16 protein-coding genes are annotated in these 15525 nt (G+C 69.5%); 10 read left to right on the top strand and 6 right to left on the bottom strand.

Features of this window, described 5'->3' with window-relative positions; all coding sequences use genetic code 11:
* Window positions 1-5: 5 nt before the first annotated feature.
* Genes BA895_RS20380 through BA895_RS20365 form a run of 4 tightly spaced genes read left to right on the top strand, consistent with a single transcriptional unit; the run spans window position 6 to window position 4320 of the window.
* A complete protein-coding gene (locus BA895_RS20380) occupies window positions 6-1667 on the top strand; it encodes an acyl-CoA carboxylase subunit beta (protein ID WP_070193730.1) in 1662 nt (553 codons plus the stop codon).
* A complete protein-coding gene (locus BA895_RS20375; protein ID WP_070193729.1) occupies window positions 1664-1897 on the top strand; it encodes an acyl-CoA carboxylase epsilon subunit in 234 nt (77 codons plus the stop codon). Before BA895_RS20380 ends, BA895_RS20375 begins: the two co-directional genes overlap by 4 nt.
* Window positions 1898-1951: 54 nt before the next feature.
* Window positions 1952-3649 carry a DUF885 domain-containing protein gene (locus tag BA895_RS20370; RefSeq protein WP_070193728.1) on the top strand — a complete coding sequence of 566 codons (1698 nt, stop codon included), beginning with the start codon at window positions 1952-1954 and terminating at the stop codon, window positions 3647-3649.
* A gap of 2 nt (window positions 3650-3651) precedes the next feature.
* A complete protein-coding gene (locus BA895_RS20365; protein ID WP_371327742.1) occupies window positions 3652-4320 on the top strand; it encodes a nucleoside triphosphate pyrophosphatase in 669 nt (222 codons plus the stop codon).
* On the opposite strand, the gene BA895_RS20360 is transcribed toward BA895_RS20365, so the two are convergent.
* Genes BA895_RS20360 through BA895_RS20350 form a run of 3 tightly spaced genes read right to left on the bottom strand, consistent with a single transcriptional unit; the run spans window position 4311 to window position 8333 of the window.
* The gene (locus tag BA895_RS20360; protein WP_254666587.1) at window positions 4311-5618 is read right to left on the bottom strand and encodes a hypothetical protein; all 1308 of its coding nucleotides are present in this window, start codon (window positions 5616-5618) and stop codon (window positions 4311-4313) included. The two genes, BA895_RS20365 and BA895_RS20360, sit on opposite strands and share 10 nt — an antisense overlap.
* Window positions 5572-7152: an acyl-CoA carboxylase subunit beta gene (locus BA895_RS20355; protein WP_070193725.1), complete on the bottom strand. Its 1581-nt coding sequence runs from the start codon at window positions 7150-7152 to the stop codon at window positions 5572-5574. The genes BA895_RS20360 and BA895_RS20355 overlap by 47 nt, the downstream gene beginning before the upstream one ends.
* Entirely contained in the window at window positions 7149-8333 is a 1185-nt protein-coding gene (locus tag BA895_RS20350; RefSeq protein ID WP_070193724.1) for an acyl-CoA dehydrogenase family protein, read from the bottom strand. Before BA895_RS20350 ends, BA895_RS20355 begins: the two co-directional genes overlap by 4 nt.
* Before the next feature lie 76 nt (window positions 8334-8409).
* Between BA895_RS20350 and BA895_RS20345 the strand changes: the two genes are divergently transcribed.
* The 4 genes from BA895_RS20345 (at window position 8410) to BA895_RS20330 (ending at window position 11097) form a co-directional block, all read left to right on the top strand.
* Window positions 8410-8847 (top strand): MerR family DNA-binding transcriptional regulator, encoded by a 438-nt coding sequence (locus BA895_RS20345; protein ID WP_070193723.1) that lies wholly within the window; start codon window positions 8410-8412, stop codon window positions 8845-8847.
* A 34-nt stretch (window positions 8848-8881) separates the two neighbouring features.
* Window positions 8882-9760: a sulfurtransferase gene (locus BA895_RS20340; RefSeq protein ID WP_070193722.1), complete on the top strand. Its 879-nt coding sequence runs from the start codon at window positions 8882-8884 to the stop codon at window positions 9758-9760.
* Between the two features lies 1 nt (window position 9761).
* Window positions 9762-10238 carry a SufE family protein gene (locus tag BA895_RS20335; RefSeq protein ID WP_070193721.1) on the top strand — a complete coding sequence of 159 codons (477 nt, stop codon included), beginning with the start codon at window positions 9762-9764 and terminating at the stop codon, window positions 10236-10238.
* Between the two features lie 181 nt (window positions 10239-10419).
* Window positions 10420-11097: a helix-turn-helix domain-containing protein gene (locus BA895_RS20330; protein WP_070193720.1), complete on the top strand. Its 678-nt coding sequence runs from the start codon at window positions 10420-10422 to the stop codon at window positions 11095-11097.
* 7 nt (window positions 11098-11104) lie between these two features.
* Here BA895_RS20330 and BA895_RS20325 read toward each other — a convergent pair whose 3' ends face one another.
* From BA895_RS20325 to BA895_RS20315, 3 genes are read right to left on the bottom strand one after another with little or no spacing between them, the layout of a single operon-like run.
* Window positions 11105-11962, bottom strand: coding sequence for a tryptophan 2,3-dioxygenase (locus BA895_RS20325; protein WP_070193719.1), 858 nt, complete (start codon window positions 11960-11962; stop codon window positions 11105-11107).
* A 45-nt stretch (window positions 11963-12007) separates the two neighbouring features.
* Window positions 12008-12511 (bottom strand): DUF3806 domain-containing protein, encoded by a 504-nt coding sequence (locus BA895_RS20320; protein WP_070193718.1) that lies wholly within the window; start codon window positions 12509-12511, stop codon window positions 12008-12010.
* An 18-nt stretch (window positions 12512-12529) separates the two neighbouring features.
* A complete protein-coding gene (locus tag BA895_RS20315) occupies window positions 12530-13381 on the bottom strand; it encodes an aldo/keto reductase (RefSeq protein ID WP_070193717.1) in 852 nt (283 codons plus the stop codon).
* Between the two features lie 37 nt (window positions 13382-13418).
* On the opposite strand from BA895_RS20315, the gene BA895_RS20310 reads away from it, so the two are divergent.
* Together BA895_RS20310 and BA895_RS20305 are read left to right on the top strand one after the other, a co-directional pair.
* Complete coding sequence (locus BA895_RS20310; protein WP_070193716.1) at window positions 13419-15224, top strand: biotin carboxylase N-terminal domain-containing protein; 1806 nt, start codon at window positions 13419-13421, stop codon at window positions 15222-15224.
* A 12-nt stretch (window positions 15225-15236) separates the two neighbouring features.
* On the top strand, window positions 15237-15524 hold the full coding sequence (locus tag BA895_RS20305) for a hypothetical protein (RefSeq protein ID WP_070193715.1): 288 nt from the start codon (window positions 15237-15239) through the stop codon (window positions 15522-15524).
* Window position 15525: the final 1 nt, after the last annotated feature.

Genomic DNA, 15525 nt, shown 5'->3' with positions numbered 1-15525 from the left:
CGGCCATGGCATCCGATCAGGGCGTGGACGGGCCGGCACAGCCCGCAGGGCAGGGCCCCGACCTCAGCACGACGGCCGGCAAGCTCGCCGACCTCAAGCGACGGGTGGCCGAGGTGGCCCAGGCCGGGTCGGCCCGCGCGGTCGAGAAGCAGCACGACCGAGGCAAGAAGACGGCACGTGAGCGCATCGCCATGCTGCTCGACGAGGGCACCTTCATCGAGATGGACAAGTACGCCCGGCACCGCAGCAACGCCTTCGGCCAAACCAAGAACCGGCCCTACGGCGACGGGGTCGTCACCGGCTACGGGCAGGTCGACGGGCGAACGGTGGCCCTCTTCGCCCAGGACTTCACCGTCTTCGGTGGCTCGCTGGGCGAGGTGTACGGCGAGAAGATCGTCAAGGTGCTCGACTTCGCGATGAAGATCGGCTGCCCCGTGGTCGGCCTCAACGACTCCGGGGGAGCCCGCATCCAGGAGGGCGTGGTCTCGCTCGGGCTCTACGGAGAGATCTTCATGCGCAACGTTCGCGCGTCGGGCGTCATCCCGCAGGTCTCGCTGATCATGGGGCCGTGCGCGGGCGGGGCGGTCTACTCCCCCGCCATCACCGACTTCACCGTGATGGTCGACCAGACCTCGCACATGTTCATCACCGGCCCCGACGTCATCAAGACCGTCACCGGTGAGGACGTCGGCTTCGAAGAGCTCGGTGGCGCTCTCACGCACACCACCAAGTCGGGCGTCGCGCACTACATGGGCTCCGACGAGCAGGACGCCATCGACTACGTCAAGGCGCTGCTCTCCTACCTGCCGAGCAACAACCTCGAGAGCCCACCGGGCTACGACGAAGGCGCGGCCGATCTGTCCGTGACCGACGACGACCGGTGGCTCGACACGTGCATCCCGGACTCGCCCAACGTGCCCTACGACATGCGTGAGGTGATCGCGCACCTCGTCGACGTGGCCGACGAGGATGGTGATGGCATCGACGGCGCCGACTTCCTCGAGGTGTCACCACTCTTCGCCCCGAACATCCTCACCGGCTTCGCCCGCATCGACGGCATGTCGGTCGGCATCGTCGCCAACCAGCCGATGCAGTACGCCGGCTGCCTCGACATCGACGCGTCCGAGAAGGCCGCCCGCTTCGTGCGCACCTGTGACTGCTTCAACGTGCCGGTGCTCACCCTCGTCGACGTGCCGGGCTTCCTGCCCGGCACCGACCAGGAGTGGGACGGCATCATCCGGCGCGGCGCGAAGCTCATCTTCGCCTACGGCGAGGCCACCGTGCCCAAGATCACCGTCATCACCCGCAAGGCCTACGGCGGGGCCTACGACGTGATGGGCTCCAAGCACCTCGGCGCCGACATCAACCTCGCCTGGCCGACCGCCCAGATCGCGGTCATGGGCGCCCAGGGGGCCGTCAACATCCTCTACCGCAAGGAGCTCGCAGCGGCGGTGGCGGAGGGCCGTGACGTCGAGGCGATCCGCACCGACTTCGTCGCCCACTACGAGCAGACCCTGGCCAACCCGTACATCGCCGCCGAACGTGGCTACATCGACACCGTGATCAGCCCGTCGAACACCCGGATGAACGTCACGCGCGCCCTACGCGCGCTGAAGAACAAGCGCGACTCCCTGCCCCCGAAGAAGCACGGGAACATCCCGCTATGAGCACCACACCCACCCCGTCGGATGCCGCAGAGCCCGATCCGCAGGCCCCGGCGCTTCGCATCCTTGCGGGCCATCCGACGCCGGAGGAGCTCGCGGCCCTGGTGGTGGTGCTGGCTGCCCGCCAGGCCCCCGACGCAGCGGCGCCTCTGTCGGTGCGCTCGCCGTGGTCCGACCCGGCGCGGCGACTGGTGGGCCCGTCCGGGTGGCGCGGCTCAGCCCTGCCCCGCTGACCCCAGCCCGCCGCACCCGCTGACCCCAGCCAGGCTGTGGGATACCTTCGCCCTGTGACCGCGACTCCCGCTCAGACCGAACGTCCGCAGACCGATGTCGACCGCATCGCGGAGCGCTACTTCGACGCAGCGGTCGATCTCAGCCCGATCAACGCCACCTCCCTCGGGGTGCCTGGTCGCGACGACGAGCTCGATGACCTCTCCCCGGCCGGTAACGCCGCCGTGGCCGCGCTGCGACAGGCGACCCTGGCCGAGCTGGCGACCGCGACCGCGGTCGACGACGTCGACCGGGTGACCATCGCGGCGATGTCCGAGAGGCTCGGGCTCGCGCAGGAGCGGTATGCCGCCGGGCTCGACGAGATGGCGCTCAACGTGATCGCCTCCCCCCTGCAGAGCGTCCGCGACGTGTTCGACCTCATGCCGCAGCAGACCGAGGAGAACTGGCGCGTCTTCGCGGCTCGGCTCTCGAGGATCCCGGCCGCCCTACAGGGCTACCAGGAGTCGCTGGCGCTGGCGCGAGAGCGTGGGCAGGTCTCGTCGAGCAGGCAGGTGACCGCCTGCGCCGAGCAGTCGCGTGCGCTCACCGACGACGACGGCTACTTCGCGAAGGTCGTCGCCGACGCTACGGTCGGCGGCGCGCCCATCGATGGTGAGCTGCGCGATCGGCTGGCTCGCTCCGCTGAGGAGGCGTCAGCGGCCTACCGGGAGATCGCCGACTTCCTCGAGAGCGACCTGTTGCCCCATGCTCCCGCCGAAGACGCCTGCGGCCGCAGCCGCTACGAGCTGGAGTCGCGCTACTTCCTCGGTGCTGCGGTCGACCTCGAGGAGACCTACAGCTGGGGTCAGCAGGAGGTGGCCGACCTGCGGGCGCAGATGGAGCAGATCGCCGACGGCCTGGAGGCCGGAGCCTCGGTCGAGCGCGGCGTCGAGATCCTCAACGCCGACGAGACCTACCAGCTGCACGGCACCGATGCCCTCAAGGCGTGGATGCAGCAGCGCGCCGACGAGGTCATCAGCAACCTCGCCGACGTGCACTTCGACATCCCGGAGCCGGTGCGCACCATCGAGTGCAGGATCGCCCCGACCCAGACGGGCGGCATCTACTACACCGGCCCCAGCGACGACTTCAGCCGCCCCGGGCGGATGTGGTGGTCGGTGCCCAAGGGCAACACCGAGTTCGGCACCTGGAACGAGCTGACGACCGTCTACCACGAAGGGGTCCCGGGCCATCACCTCCAGGTCGCGCAGACCGTCTACCGCTCTGGTCTGCTGAACAAGTGGCGCCGGCTCGAGGCGTGGACCTCCGGGCACGGTGAGGGCTGGGCCCTCTACGCCGAGCGGCTGATGGCTGAGCTCGGCTATATGGACGACCCCGGCAACCGGATGGGCTGGTTGGGCGGCCAGTCGCTGCGTGCGGCCCGCGTCGTCATCGACATCGGCGTGCACTGCGGCTTCGATGCGCCCGACGAGGTCGGCGGGGGCGCCTGGACCTACGACAAGGCCTGGACCTACCTGACGCGCTACGGGTTCATGGACGAGAAGGTGCTGCACTTCGAGCTCGACCGCTACCTCGGCTGGCCGGGTCAGGCCCCCAGCTACAAGATCGGCGAGCGCCTCTGGCTCTCACTGCGTGACGAGGTCAAGCAGCGCGAGGGCGACGCCTTCGACCTCAAGGCCTTCCACCGTCGAGCCCTCGACATCGGTGGGGTCGGCCTCGACACCCTGCGCGCCGCCGTGCTGGGCGAGATCTGACCGTGGCCGACCAGCCGGCATCCGTTCGGCTCGTGCTCGCCTCCGCGTCACCGGCTCGCCTGGAGACGTTGCGTCGGGCGGGGGTCGAGCCGACGGTCGTCGTCAGCACCGTCGATGAGGATCTGGCGGTTGCCGAGGCGAGAAGTCGCTACGGCGAGGTCGAGCCGGTCGATGTCGCCCTGCTGCTGGCCCGCGCCAAGGCCGAGAACGTGGCCGGCCGCGGTGAGCGAGCCGCCCTGGTGCTCGGCTGCGACTCGGTGCTCGAGATCGACGGTGAGGTGCACGGCAAGCCGGGCAGCGTCAGCGAGGCCACCCGACGTTGGCGGCGGATGCGGGGCCGGTCCGGTGTGCTGCACACCGGGCACTGGCTCGTCGACGACCGGCCGAACGGCACCGGCGCCACCCTCGGCGCGACGGCCTCGACGACCGTGCACTTCGCGCAGGTCAGCGACGCCGAGATCGACGCCTACGTCGCCACCGGCGAGCCTCTGCTGGTGGCGGGTGGGTTCACCATCGACGGCTTCGGCGGGCCGTTCGTCACCGCGATCGAGGGTGACCACCACAACGTCGTGGGCCTGTCGCTCCCCCTGCTTCGCGACCTGCTGGGGCAGGTGGAGGTGGCCTGGTTCGACGTGGTCGGGACCGTATCCGGGTCGAGCTCTCAGGGGTAGAGGTCGTCGCCGAGCGTCTCGATGATCAGGTAGTGCTGGGTCCACCACCACATCTGCGCCGCTCCCAGCACGAGGATGCCGCCGAGCAGCCAGTAGCGGTAGCGGTCCCACCACCGCAGCCGCAGCACCCAGGCGATGATGAGCGTCATCGGGAACGCGAGCAGGGCATAACGCACCCGGCTCGCCGTCGGGCTGGTCACCAGCAGGATGTAGGCGGGGTAGGCGCCGGCCCAGGCCCAGATCTCCGGCCCCCACCGCCACGAGTGCTTCGAGAGCATCCACCAGGCGAAGGCCGCCACTCCGGCCACGCCCAGCACCTGCGCGCTCACCCCGGCGTACTCGTCGAGCAGCTGCCACCAGAGCCCGAGCTTGATCTCGGTCTGGATGTTCCACGCCTGCATGGTGCGGTTGTAGGCGTCGGGGGTGTTCGTGGCCATCGACACGATGGTCGGCCACAAGAACGTCAGGGCGGCGGCGAAGCTGGCAAGCGCTGCCATCCCCCACCGCCAACGCACCGGCTGCGGTCCCTCATCGCCCTGACGCCAGCGCACGATGGCGTGCGTCACGATGACCGGCGCCATGACCATCACGACGTTACGGGTCAACGACAGCACCACGAGAGCCACCGCCACCCACCAGTAGTGGCGGGCCCGCAGCAGCAGCAGCACCGTGACGACGAGCAGCAGGGCGGTCGACTCGGTGTACGAGGCGTTGAAGATCGAGGAGGCGATGAAGAAGCACGTCGCGGTGACCGCGACGATGGCTTCCCAACGGCCCACCGCCCGGTCGACGAGGCGAAAGAGCAGGTACACGGCGGGGAAGCCGATGACCGTCGAGAGCACCGGCGCGACCACGACGAAGGGCAGACCGGTCAGCGACATGATCGCGCCGACGCTGAGCGGGAACACCGGGAAGAAGGCCCAGGGGTTCATGTCGATCTGCCCCGACGGCAGCGTCGGCAGCACGGCCGGGTAGCCGTTCTCGGCGATGATGCGGTACCACTGGCCGTCCCAGTTGGTCATCGCGGTGAGGTAGCCCGGGTCGGCTGGGGTCGGGTAGGCGATGCGGATGGACTCGAGCCCCGGGCTCAGCGCGATCTGGTTCTTCGCCAGCACGACCACGGCCACGAACACGTAGAGGCGCGAGACGGCATACATGCCTACCGGGAACCAGAACGCGAACTGCCGGTAGAACGGGGCACGGGTCTCTGCCGCCCGGTCGGCATGCTCCAGTCGGTGACCGAGTCGCGAGTCAGACCGGCGGGACGGCCCGGCGTCGGTCGCTGAAGTGACGGTCACGCCGGGAAGCATAGGCCAGACGGCGGAGCAGGTCAGAACGCAGTTCGTCGGCCTCGATGATGGAGTCGAGCACCAGGTCGGCGGCCAGGCGCTCGATGTCGACGTCCTGCTCGTACTCGGCTCGTCGTTCGGCGACGAACCGGTCGCGGGCGGCGGGCCCGTCGGCCTGCTCGATCTCGGCGATCTTGTTGGCGTACACGGCGTTGACGGCCGCCTCGGGACCCATCACGGCGATCCGGGCCGTGGGCAGCGCGATGGTGGCGTCGGGGCCGAAGCCCGGGCCACCCATGGCGTAGAGGCCGGCACCGTAGGCCTTGCGCACGATGACGCAGAACTGCGGCACGGTGGCCGACGCCACGGCGCTGACCATCTTGGCGCCGTGCCGGATGATCCCACCCCGCTCCACTTCGGAGCCGATCATGAACCCGGGCACGTCGGCCAGGTAGACGAGCGGGATGTTGAAGGCGTCGCAGAGCCAGATGAAACGGGCCGCCTTGTCGGCGCTGTCGGTGAACAGCACGCCGCCCTTGACCATCGAGTTGTTGGCCACGATGCCGACGGTCTCGCCGCTCATCCGGCCGAACCCGATGACGAGCTCGCCGGCCCACAGCGGCTTCAGCTCGAAGAACGAGTCGTCGTCGACCAGCCCGTCGATGACCTCGTGCACGTCGAACGGCACCGACTCACGCTCGGGCACCGTGAAGCGGGTGAGTGCCGCGGACGGCTCCTCGGCGCCGTAGACGGGCGGGTGGTCTCGCCAGCAGCCCGGCACGTAGGAGAAGTAGAGCTTGGCCAGCTCGATCGCCTCGGCGTCGTCGTGCGCCAGCAGGTCACCCACCCCCGAGACGGTGCAGTGCATTCGGGCACCGCCCATCTCCTCGAGCGACACCTTCTCGCCGACGACCATCTCGGCCATCCGCGGGCTACCGAGATACATCGAGGCGTTGCCCTCGACCATGATGATGAGGTCACAGAAGCTGGGGATGTAGGCGCCGCCCGCGGCGCTCGGGCCGAAGAGGGCACAGATCTGCGGCACCTTGCCCGACAAGGCGACCTGGTTGTGGAAGATCCGCCCGGCCCCGCGCCGGCCGGGGAACATCTCCACCTGGTCGGTGATCCGGGCCCCGGCCGAGTCGACGAACCAGAAGACGGGCAGCTCCTCACGCAGCGCCATCTCGGTGGCTCGCACGATCTTCTCGACGGTGCGGGCGCCCCATGAGCCCGCTTTGACGGTCGGGTCGTTCGCGATCACGATGGCCGGTCGCCCCTCGACCGTGCCTCGGCCGGTGACGACCCCGTCGGCGGGCAGACCGGTCGCCAGCGCGTTGGCGTAGCGGCCGTCCTCGACGAAGGAGCCTTCGTCGAAGAGCAGGGCGATGCGCTCGCGCACGTAGATCTTGCCCTGGCGGTCGAGCTTGGCCTGGGCCTTCTCGGGTGCGCTGCCCGACGCCCGGTGTGCCATCTCGAGGCGTTCACGCACGTCGGCGACCCGGGGATCACCGTTCTGGCCCGTTCGCGGGTCGGCCTCGTTCATGCCGGGAGTCCCAGCCCGCGGGCGATGACCATGCGCTGGATCTCAGAGGTGCCCTCCCCGATCTCGAGGATCTTCGCGTCGCGGTAGAACCGGGCCACGGGATACTCCTCCATGAAGCCGTTGCCCCCGAACACCTGGGTCGCGATGCGGGTCGCCGCGACCGCGGCCTCGGTCGAGTACAGCTTGGCCACCGCGGCGGCCTGCTTGACCTCACCGACGGAGCGCCGGCCCGCCTGGTGCTCATCCTTGAGCCAGGCCGCCTTGTAGGTCAGGGCCCGCGACGCCTCGACCATCACCTCGACGTCGGCGAGCTGGAACGAGACTCCCTGGTTGGCGCCGATGGGTCGCCCGAACGCCACCCGGGTCTTGGCGTGGTCGGTTGCCAGCTCGAGACATGCGCGAGCGCAGCCCAGCGCGAGGGCGGAGATAGCGATCCGTCCGTCGTCGAGCGTCTTGAGGAACTGCTTGAAGCCCTGACCGGGCTCCCCGAGCAGGTTTGCGGCGGGGACACGACAGTTGTCGAACGAGAGGCCATGGGTGTCGGAGACGTGCCAACCGAGCTTGTGATAGGCGGGCTCGACGGTGAGCCCCGGTGTGCCGGCCGGAATGAGGATGGCGGACAGCTGCGGCGAGCCGTCGGCGTTCGTGCCCGTTCGGGCGGTGACGGTCACGACCGAGGTGATCTCGGTGCCCGAGTTGGTGATGAAGGCCTTGGAGCCGTTGATGACCCACTCATCCCCCTCGAGGGTGGCTCGGGTGCGCGAGGCAGCGGCATCCGACCCACCGTCGGGCTCGGTGAGGCCGAAACCGGCCAACGCGCGGCCGGCGACCAGGTCGGGAAGGAAGCGCTGCTTCTGCTCGTCGTTGCCGTAGGTGAGGATCGGGTTGATGCCGAGGCCGACTCCGGCCGACAGGGTGATCCCGATCGACTGGTCGACCCGGCCCAGCTCCTCGATGGCCACGCAGAGACTGGTGAAGTCGGAGCCGCCCTCCCCCGCGGTTCCACCGAGCTCCTCGGGCACGACGAGGCCGAAGAGCCCCAGGTCGCCCATCTTGGGCACGAGGTCGGTGGGGAAGTACGCGGCCGCGTCCCACTTCGCGATGTTCGGAGCCACCTCCCGCTCGGCGAAGTCGCGCACCAGCGCTCGGAGGTCTTCGTGGTCTTGGCTGAGCTCGAACATGGTGTCCTCGAATTCGTGTCGCTGCGCTTGTGGCGCGTACTTGACGTTTACGTAAAGGTAAAGCACGATCGGGGGCATGACAAGTTCGCCGTCGGATGCCGCTGACCGAGAGGGTGCGTGGACCATCGCCCAGGTGGCCGACGCGTTCGGGGTGACCCACCGCACCGTGCGCCACTACGAGGACCTGGGCCTGATCGCCCCGGAACGTCGGGGCACCCACCGGCTCTACCATCGCCGCGACCGCACCCGGCTCGCACTGATCCTGCGCGGCAAGCGACTCGGCTTCCCGCTCGAGGAGATCCGCACGATCATCGACCTCTTCGACGCACCGCGCGGGCGTCGCACCCAGCTCGAGTACGTGCTCGGGCAGGTGGAGCAACGCCGTCACGACCTCGAGCAGCGACTGCGCGACGTGCAGGACACGATCGAGGAGCTCGGTGAGTTCGAGCGGCGCTGTCGGGCCGACCTCACCCGGGTCTCACTGGCATCGACGTCGTCGAGCGCGAACACCTGAACGGGCAGAGCGGCCCGCGTGACACGATGGGCGCATGAGCGAAACCGACCCCAAGATCGAGGCCTACGCCCACCCGAACCGGCTCGTGACGACCGACTGGCTCGCGGAGCAGATCGAGGCCGGTCACGTCGGCGGACCCGACGGGATCGCGCTGCTCGAGTCTGACGAGGACGTGCTGCTCTACTCCACCGGGCACATTCCCGGGGCGCTCAAGGTCGACTGGCACGTCGACCTCAACGACCCCGTGTCGCGCGACTACGTCGACGGCGCCGGTTTCGCCGCGGTCCTCGGTGCCCGCGGCATCTCCCGCGACACGACCGTCGTGATCTACGGCGACAAGAGCAACTGGTGGGCGGCCTATGCGCTCTGGGTCTTCAGCCTCTTTGGTCACGAGGACGTCAGGCTGCTCGACGGTGGCCGGGCGAAGTGGATCGCCGATGGGAGAGAGCTGACCCGCGACGTGCCCACTCCGACGCCGGTCGACTACCCCGTCGTGGAGCGCGACGACGCACCCATCCGGGCGTTCAAGGACGATGTCCTCGCTCACCTGGGCAGCCCGCTGGTCGACGTCCGCTCCCCGGGAGAGTTCTCCGGCGAGCTGCTGCACATGCCCGACTACCCGCAGGAAGGGGCCATGCGGGGAGGGCACATCCCCGGCGCGGCGTCGGTGCCCTGGGCACGGGCGGCGAACGACGACGGCACCTTCAGGTCGCGGGCCGAGCTCGAAGCCATCTACCTGACCGAGCAGGGGCTCAGCCCCGACGACGACGTGGTGGCCTACTGCCGCATCGGGGAGCGCTCGTCGCACACCTGGTTCGTGCTGACGCACCTGCTCGGCTTCGAGAAGGTACGCAACTACGACGGATCGTGGACCGAGTGGGGCAACGCCGTGCGCGTGCCGATCGAGAAGTGAGGTGCGCGTGAGCGACTCCTCCGCCTCCCCTGTTCCGCTGCCCTCCGCCCTGGCCGAGATCGCCGACGACTTCACCTCCGCGAACAACGACCTGAAGCTGCAGCTGCTGCTCGAGTTCAGCGACGGACTGCCGCCCATGCCCGAGCGGTACGCCGGCGACCTGAGCCGGCTCGAGCGGGTCGACGAGTGTCAGTCACCGCTCTTCCTCACGGTCGAGGTCGGCGAGGGTGCGTCGCTCGATGCCCGCGTCGTCAACCTCTTTTTCGACGCCCCGCCTGAGGCGCCCACCACGCGCGGGTTCGCCGGCATCCTGCACGAAGGTCTCGACGGGCTCTCGGCCGCTGAGGTGCTGGCCGTGCCCGACGACGCCCCGATGCGGTTCGGGCTCGCGGCCGCGGTGTCCCCCCTGCGCCTGCGCGGCATGGTGGCGATGCTCTCGCGCATCAAGCGTCAGGTGCGGGCCAAGACCGCCGTCTGATGCCACCGGGCACCCCCAGCCCGCGACGTCACTGACCCGCCCCACGCATCAGTGACGTAGGGGGTCCCGAGCCCGACCCCCCAGCCCGCTACGTCACTGACCCGCCTCACGCATCAGCGACGTAGCGGCCGCGCCACCTCTGGCCGCCCAGGCTGTCAGACCCTGCTGTCACAGTGCCCTCATGAAGAAGCACCCCGGGAGTGAGGCCGACCCCGCCGCCCTCGTGGCGCGGTATGTCGTTCGCGCCCGACGACGAGCCGACCTGAGCCAACGCGAGCTCGCGCAGCTCGTCGGGCTGTCCCAGTCGACGGTCTGCCGCGTCGAGGCCGGCACGGCGCAGGTCACCGCGTCGACCTTCGTGAAGATCCTGGCGGCGGCAGGGCTGTGCCTGGCGGTGACCGACTCGTCCGGAGCCATGGTGGCACCGGTCTCCGTCGACACCGTGCGCGACAACGCGGGGCGCCGCTTTCCGGCCCACCTCGACGTCGGCCCTCCTGACGTGCTCACCCAGGAAAGGCTCCACAGCCCGCGCTACGACCGAGAGCAGCCGACCGCCGCCTACCACCTGCGTGGTCACCGTAACCGCATCCGTGCGCTCGCGCCGGATGCCAAGCGCGAGGCCCTGGCCATCGGACGTCCGGACGCGACCACAGACCACCCCACGACCGCCGACCTGCAGCAGCGACGACGTCTCATGCGCGGCCGTCAACCGCGGGTCGACCCGATGCCGGTGTTGCTCGTCGACTGCGCGTGCCTCCTGGAGTGCCACGAGGTCGGTCCGTGCCTCGGACCGTGCCCGTGCCAGTGCGAGCCGCTGCGCTGGCAGCGGCGGCCGGTCAACCTGCCCGGAGCCGGCTGACGGGGCGTCATCCGATGCGGGTGCGCACCTCGTACAGCTCGGGGAAGAACGTCAGGTCGAGCGCGCGCCGCAGGAAGTCGACGCCGCTCGACCCGCCCGTTCCCACCTTATGGCCGATGGTGCGCTGCACGACCTGAAGGTGCCGGAAGCGCCACTGCTGGAAGTTGTCCTCCACGTCGACGAGCTCCTCGCAGGCCTCGTAGACGCCCCAGTGCTGGGCGGGCTGCGCGTACACACCCGCGAAAACGTCGACGAGGCCGTCGACAGCTCGGTAGGGCTGGCTCCAGTCACGCTCGAGAGCCGGTGCGGGCACGGCGTACCCGCGCCGCGAGAGATAGGCGATGAACTCGTCGTAGAGGCTGCGTTCGACCAGCAGCTGCTGCAGCTCACCTCGAGCCTGTTCGTCGTGGGTGAAGACGTCGACCATGTCGGCGTTCTTGTTCCCGAGCAGAAACTCGACCTCGCGGTACTGCGCGGACTGAAACCCCGAGCTCGCGGCGAGGAAGGGCCGGATCTGCGCGTACTCGCTCGGCGTCAGGGTGGCCAGCACCGACCACTGGTCGGTGAGGCTGTGCTGGATGTGCTTGATGCGGGCCAGCCGCTTCAACGCCGGGCCCAGCTCGTCGTTGGCCAGCAGGCTCCGGGCCGAACGGAGCTCATGGATCAGCAGCTTCAGCCAGAGCTCGGACGTCTGGTGCTGGATGATGAAAAGCAGCTCGTCGTGCTGCGGCGGGTTGCTGCGGGGGTGTTGGGCGCTCAGCAGTCGGTCGAGCTGAAGGTAGTCTCCGTAGGACATCTTGCGCGTGAAGTCGCGCTCGATTCCCTCCTCGAGATCGCGGCGGCTACGGTGCTCGTCACTGTCCATCCCGCGATCCTAGGCGCGGGTTGCTCCGCCCTTCGGCTGCTTCGGTCATCGATCCCGAGTCTGCAGCGCCACCAGGTGCGACACGACGCCGGGAATCCAGCCGCGTTCACCACGCATCCACCGGGCGCTGACGATGTTGTGCGGCACGATCACCGTCTCTGCTCGCGCCGCCACCAGTCCGAGGTCGGTGCCGAACACATCGGTCACCACGGCCCACTGGCGGGCGCTGTGACGCGCCAGGTGCTCTCCGATGGCCACGCCGTACAGCTCTACGAGCTCACCAGAGTCGACCGAGCCCGGGTCGTTCTGCCAGCCCTGGAACGCAGTGTCGTAGGCGGCGCCGATGGAATGGAGGTCGTCGACGTCGACGGCCAGCGCAGCCAGCCGACCGGATGCCGCCTCGATGCGGGCCCGCTCGGCTGGTTCGAGGGGCCTCGACACCGGCCGACCGGTGTGCCCCTCGGCGACGAGCGAGTCATCGCCCTCCAGCGCCACGACGTCTGAGGATGGCTCGCCGTCGTCCTTGCCCTTCTTCGAGAACCAGGCCATGACCGAGAGGTTATCGGCTCAGGCCCAGAACCGGTCGGGGTCGGGCCCGGTGCGCCGGCCTCGATCCAGAGACCCGAGCGCCTCGTGGTCGCCGGCGGCCAGCTGAAAGCCGAAGATGTCGAAGTTGTCGCTGATCCTCGACGGCGTCACCGACCGGGTCAGCACCACGTTGCCCAGCTCGAGGTGCCATCGCAGCACCACCTGAGCCGGGCTCACCCCGTGCGAGGCAGCGATCTGGGCCAGCACCGGGTCATCGAGCAGGCCGGCGCGAACGGCGAGCGGGCTCCAGGCCTCGGTGACGATGTCGTGCTCGGCGTGGAAGGCGCGCAGCTCGCGCTGCTGCAGATAGGGGCTCAGCTCGATCTGGTTGATCGATGGCAGCACGCCGGTCTCGTCGAGAAGTCTCTGCAGATGTGCCGGCTGGAAGTTGCAGACTCCGACCGAACGCACCCGCCCCTCCCGGTGCAGCTCGAGCATGGTCGTCCAGGCCTGCACGAAGGTGTCCTGCCCCGGCGCCGGCCAGTGAATGAGATAGAGGTCGAGCACGTCGACGCCGAGCCGCGCGACCGACGAGTCGAAAGCCTCCCGGGCGTTCGCGTGGTCGTCGTTCCACAGCTTGGTGGTCACGAACAGGTCGTCGCGGGCCACGTCGGTGGTGGCCAGCACGCGCCCGACACCAGCCTCGTTGCCGTAGATCCGGGCGGTGTCGACGTGTCGGTACCCCACCTCGAGGGCACGGGCCAGCGCCGCTCCGACCTCGGAGTCCGGAACCTCCCACACCCCGAAGCCCAGCTGGGGCACGCGAAGGCCAGGCTCGGAGGCGTGCCCGAGCGAGACGGACGGGAGATGGTCGGGCGTGGTCGAGGTCATGCTCCAACGCTATCGACCTGACGCTAGGCTCCGATCCATGGCACCCATCAGCAAGGTTCTGATCGCCAACCGCGGCGAGATCGCGGTGCGCATCGCTCGCGCCTGCCGCGACAGCGCCATCGCCTCGGTCGCCGTCTACGCCGAACCCGACCGTGACGCCCTGCACGTCAAGGTCGCCGACGAGGCCTACGCCCTGGGCGGTTCCACTCCGGGCGACAGCTACCTGCTCGCCGACAAGCTCATCGAGGTGGCGGTCAGGGCAGGCGCCGACGCGGTACACCCCGGCTACGGCTTCCTCGCCGAGAACGCCGCGTTCGCCCAGGCCGTCATCGACGCCGGCCTCACCTGGATCGGGCCCGGCCCGGTCGCCATCGACACCCTCGGCGACAAGGTCAAGGCGCGCCACATCGCCCTCAAGGCGGGCGCACCGCTGGTGCCCGGAACGGCCAACCCGGTCGAGGGCCCTGACGAGGTCATCGCCTTCGCCGAGGAGCACGGGCTGCCGGTGGCGATCAAGGCGGCCTACGGAGGTGGCGGCCGCGGCCTCAAGGTCGCCCGCTCGATGGAGGAGATCCCCGAGCTGTTCGAGTCGGCCGTGCGAGAGGCGGTCTCCGCCTTCGGCCGCGGCGAGTGTTTCGTCGAACGGTTTCTCGACCACCCGCGCCACGTCGAGACCCAGTGCCTGGCCGACGAGCACGGCAACGTCGTGGTCGTCTCGACCCGCGACTGCTCGCTGCAGCGCCGCAACCAGAAGCTCGTCGAAGAGGCCCCGGCGCCGTTCCTCACCGACGAACAGCACACCGAGCTGCTCCGAGCCAGCAAGGCCATCCTGAAGGAGGCCGGCTACGTCAGCGCCGGCACCTGCGAGTTCCTCATCGGCCCGGCCGGCGACATCAGCTTCCTCGAGGTCAACACCCGACTCCAGGTGGAGCACCCGGTGAGCGAGGAGGTCACGGGCATCGACCTCGTGCGAGAGCAGTTCCGCATCGCGAACGGCGAGGCCCTCGACTTCGACGACCCGACGCCGCACGCCCACTCCATCGAGTTCCGCATCAACGGTGAGGATGCCGGCCGCGGCTTCCTCCCGGCGCCGGGCACGGTCACGACCTACCGCCCACCCTCGGGTCCGGGCGTGCGTGTCGACTCCGGCGTCGTCGAGGGTGACGTCATCGCCGGGGCCTTCGACTCGATGCTGGCCAAGCTCATCGTCACCGGCCGCACCCGCCAGGAGGCCATCGAACGGTCGCGGCGGGCACTGTCCGAGTTCGAGGTCGACGGCATGCCGACGGTGCTGCCGTTCCACCGGGCGGTCGTCAACGACCCGGCGTTCGCGCCTGACGGCGATGCCCCCTTCACGATTCACACCCGGTGGATCGAGACCGAGTTCGACAACACCATCGAGCCGTACGCCGGCCAGACCGGGTCCGACGATGAGCACGGCGCGGCCCGGCGGGTGGTGGTCGTGGAGGTCGACGGCAAGCGCATGGAGGTCAGCCTCCCCGACGACCTGGCCCTGGGTGGTCCCGCCGCCGGCCACGGCGCTCGGAAGAAGGCACCCAAGCGAGGCTCGGGCAGCAGAGGGGGGGCGGCGGCATCCGGCGACTCCCTCACGGCCCCGATGCAGGGCACCATCGTCAAGGTGGCCGTCGAGGAGGGCGCCACCGTGGCTGCCGGCGATCTCGTCGTCGTGCTCGAGGCCATGAAGATGGAGCAGCCGATCAACGCCCACAAGGCCGGGGTCGTCACTGCGCTCTCCGCGACCGTGGGAGCCACGGTCACCTCGGGAACCGTGCTCGCCGAGATCAGCGACGCGTCGGACGAGCCGGGCCAGCCGGGGCTCTGACACACTTCAGCGGTGTTCATCACTCTCATCACCGAGACCGGGCCAGGACGTGGTTTCCCCGTTCAGGGGCTGATCACCCTGCTCGTGGTGGCGGTCATCTTCTACCCGGTGCAGAAGAAGGTCCGCGAGGTGGCCCGGCGCCGCCGCCGCGAACGCTGGGCGCAGGAGGGGCTGCTGACTCAGGAGGAGCTGCACGGCGACGACGAGCTCAGCCCAGGTGGGCCGGAGCAAGACTCTCCCCCCGTCGCCAACCCGACCCAGCCGCCGCCGGCGCCCCCGGGTGAGGACCGGCCGGCCTGAT

It is taken from the genome of Humibacillus sp. DSM 29435, assembly GCF_001758225.1.
Classification (GTDB): domain Bacteria; phylum Actinomycetota; class Actinomycetes; order Actinomycetales; family Dermatophilaceae; genus DSM-29435.
This window is presented reverse-complemented; position numbering and strand designations above follow the sequence as displayed.

What these genes read in the sequence shown, in the direction of transcription:
- BA895_RS20355 (WP_070193725.1), bottom strand. Translation starts at nt 7,152, where the DNA reads ATGAACGAGGCCGACCCGCGAACGGGCCAGAACGGTGATCCCCGGGTC.
- BA895_RS20320 (WP_070193718.1), bottom strand. Translation starts at nt 12,511, where the DNA reads ATGGCCTGGTTCTCGAAGAAGGGCAAGGACGACGGCGAGCCATCCTCA.
- BA895_RS20315 (WP_070193717.1), bottom strand. Translation starts at nt 13,381, where the DNA reads ATGACCTCGACCACGCCCGACCATCTCCCGTCCGTCTCGCTCGGGCAC.
- BA895_RS20375 (WP_070193729.1), top strand. Translation starts at nt 1,664, where the DNA reads ATGAGCACCACACCCACCCCGTCGGATGCCGCAGAGCCCGATCCGCAG.
- BA895_RS20310 (WP_070193716.1), top strand. Translation starts at nt 13,419, where the DNA reads ATGGCACCCATCAGCAAGGTTCTGATCGCCAACCGCGGCGAGATCGCG.
- BA895_RS20325 (WP_070193719.1), bottom strand. Translation starts at nt 11,962, where the DNA reads ATGGACAGTGACGAGCACCGTAGCCGCCGCGATCTCGAGGAGGGAATC.
- BA895_RS20350 (WP_070193724.1), bottom strand. Translation starts at nt 8,333, where the DNA reads ATGTTCGAGCTCAGCCAAGACCACGAAGACCTCCGAGCGCTGGTGCGC.
- BA895_RS20340 (WP_070193722.1), top strand. Translation starts at nt 8,882, where the DNA reads ATGAGCGAAACCGACCCCAAGATCGAGGCCTACGCCCACCCGAACCGG.
- BA895_RS20380 (WP_070193730.1), top strand. Translation starts at nt 6, where the DNA reads ATGGCATCCGATCAGGGCGTGGACGGGCCGGCACAGCCCGCAGGGCAG.
- BA895_RS20345 (WP_070193723.1), top strand. Translation starts at nt 8,410, where the DNA reads ATGACAAGTTCGCCGTCGGATGCCGCTGACCGAGAGGGTGCGTGGACC.
- BA895_RS20330 (WP_070193720.1), top strand. Translation starts at nt 10,420, where the DNA reads ATGAAGAAGCACCCCGGGAGTGAGGCCGACCCCGCCGCCCTCGTGGCG.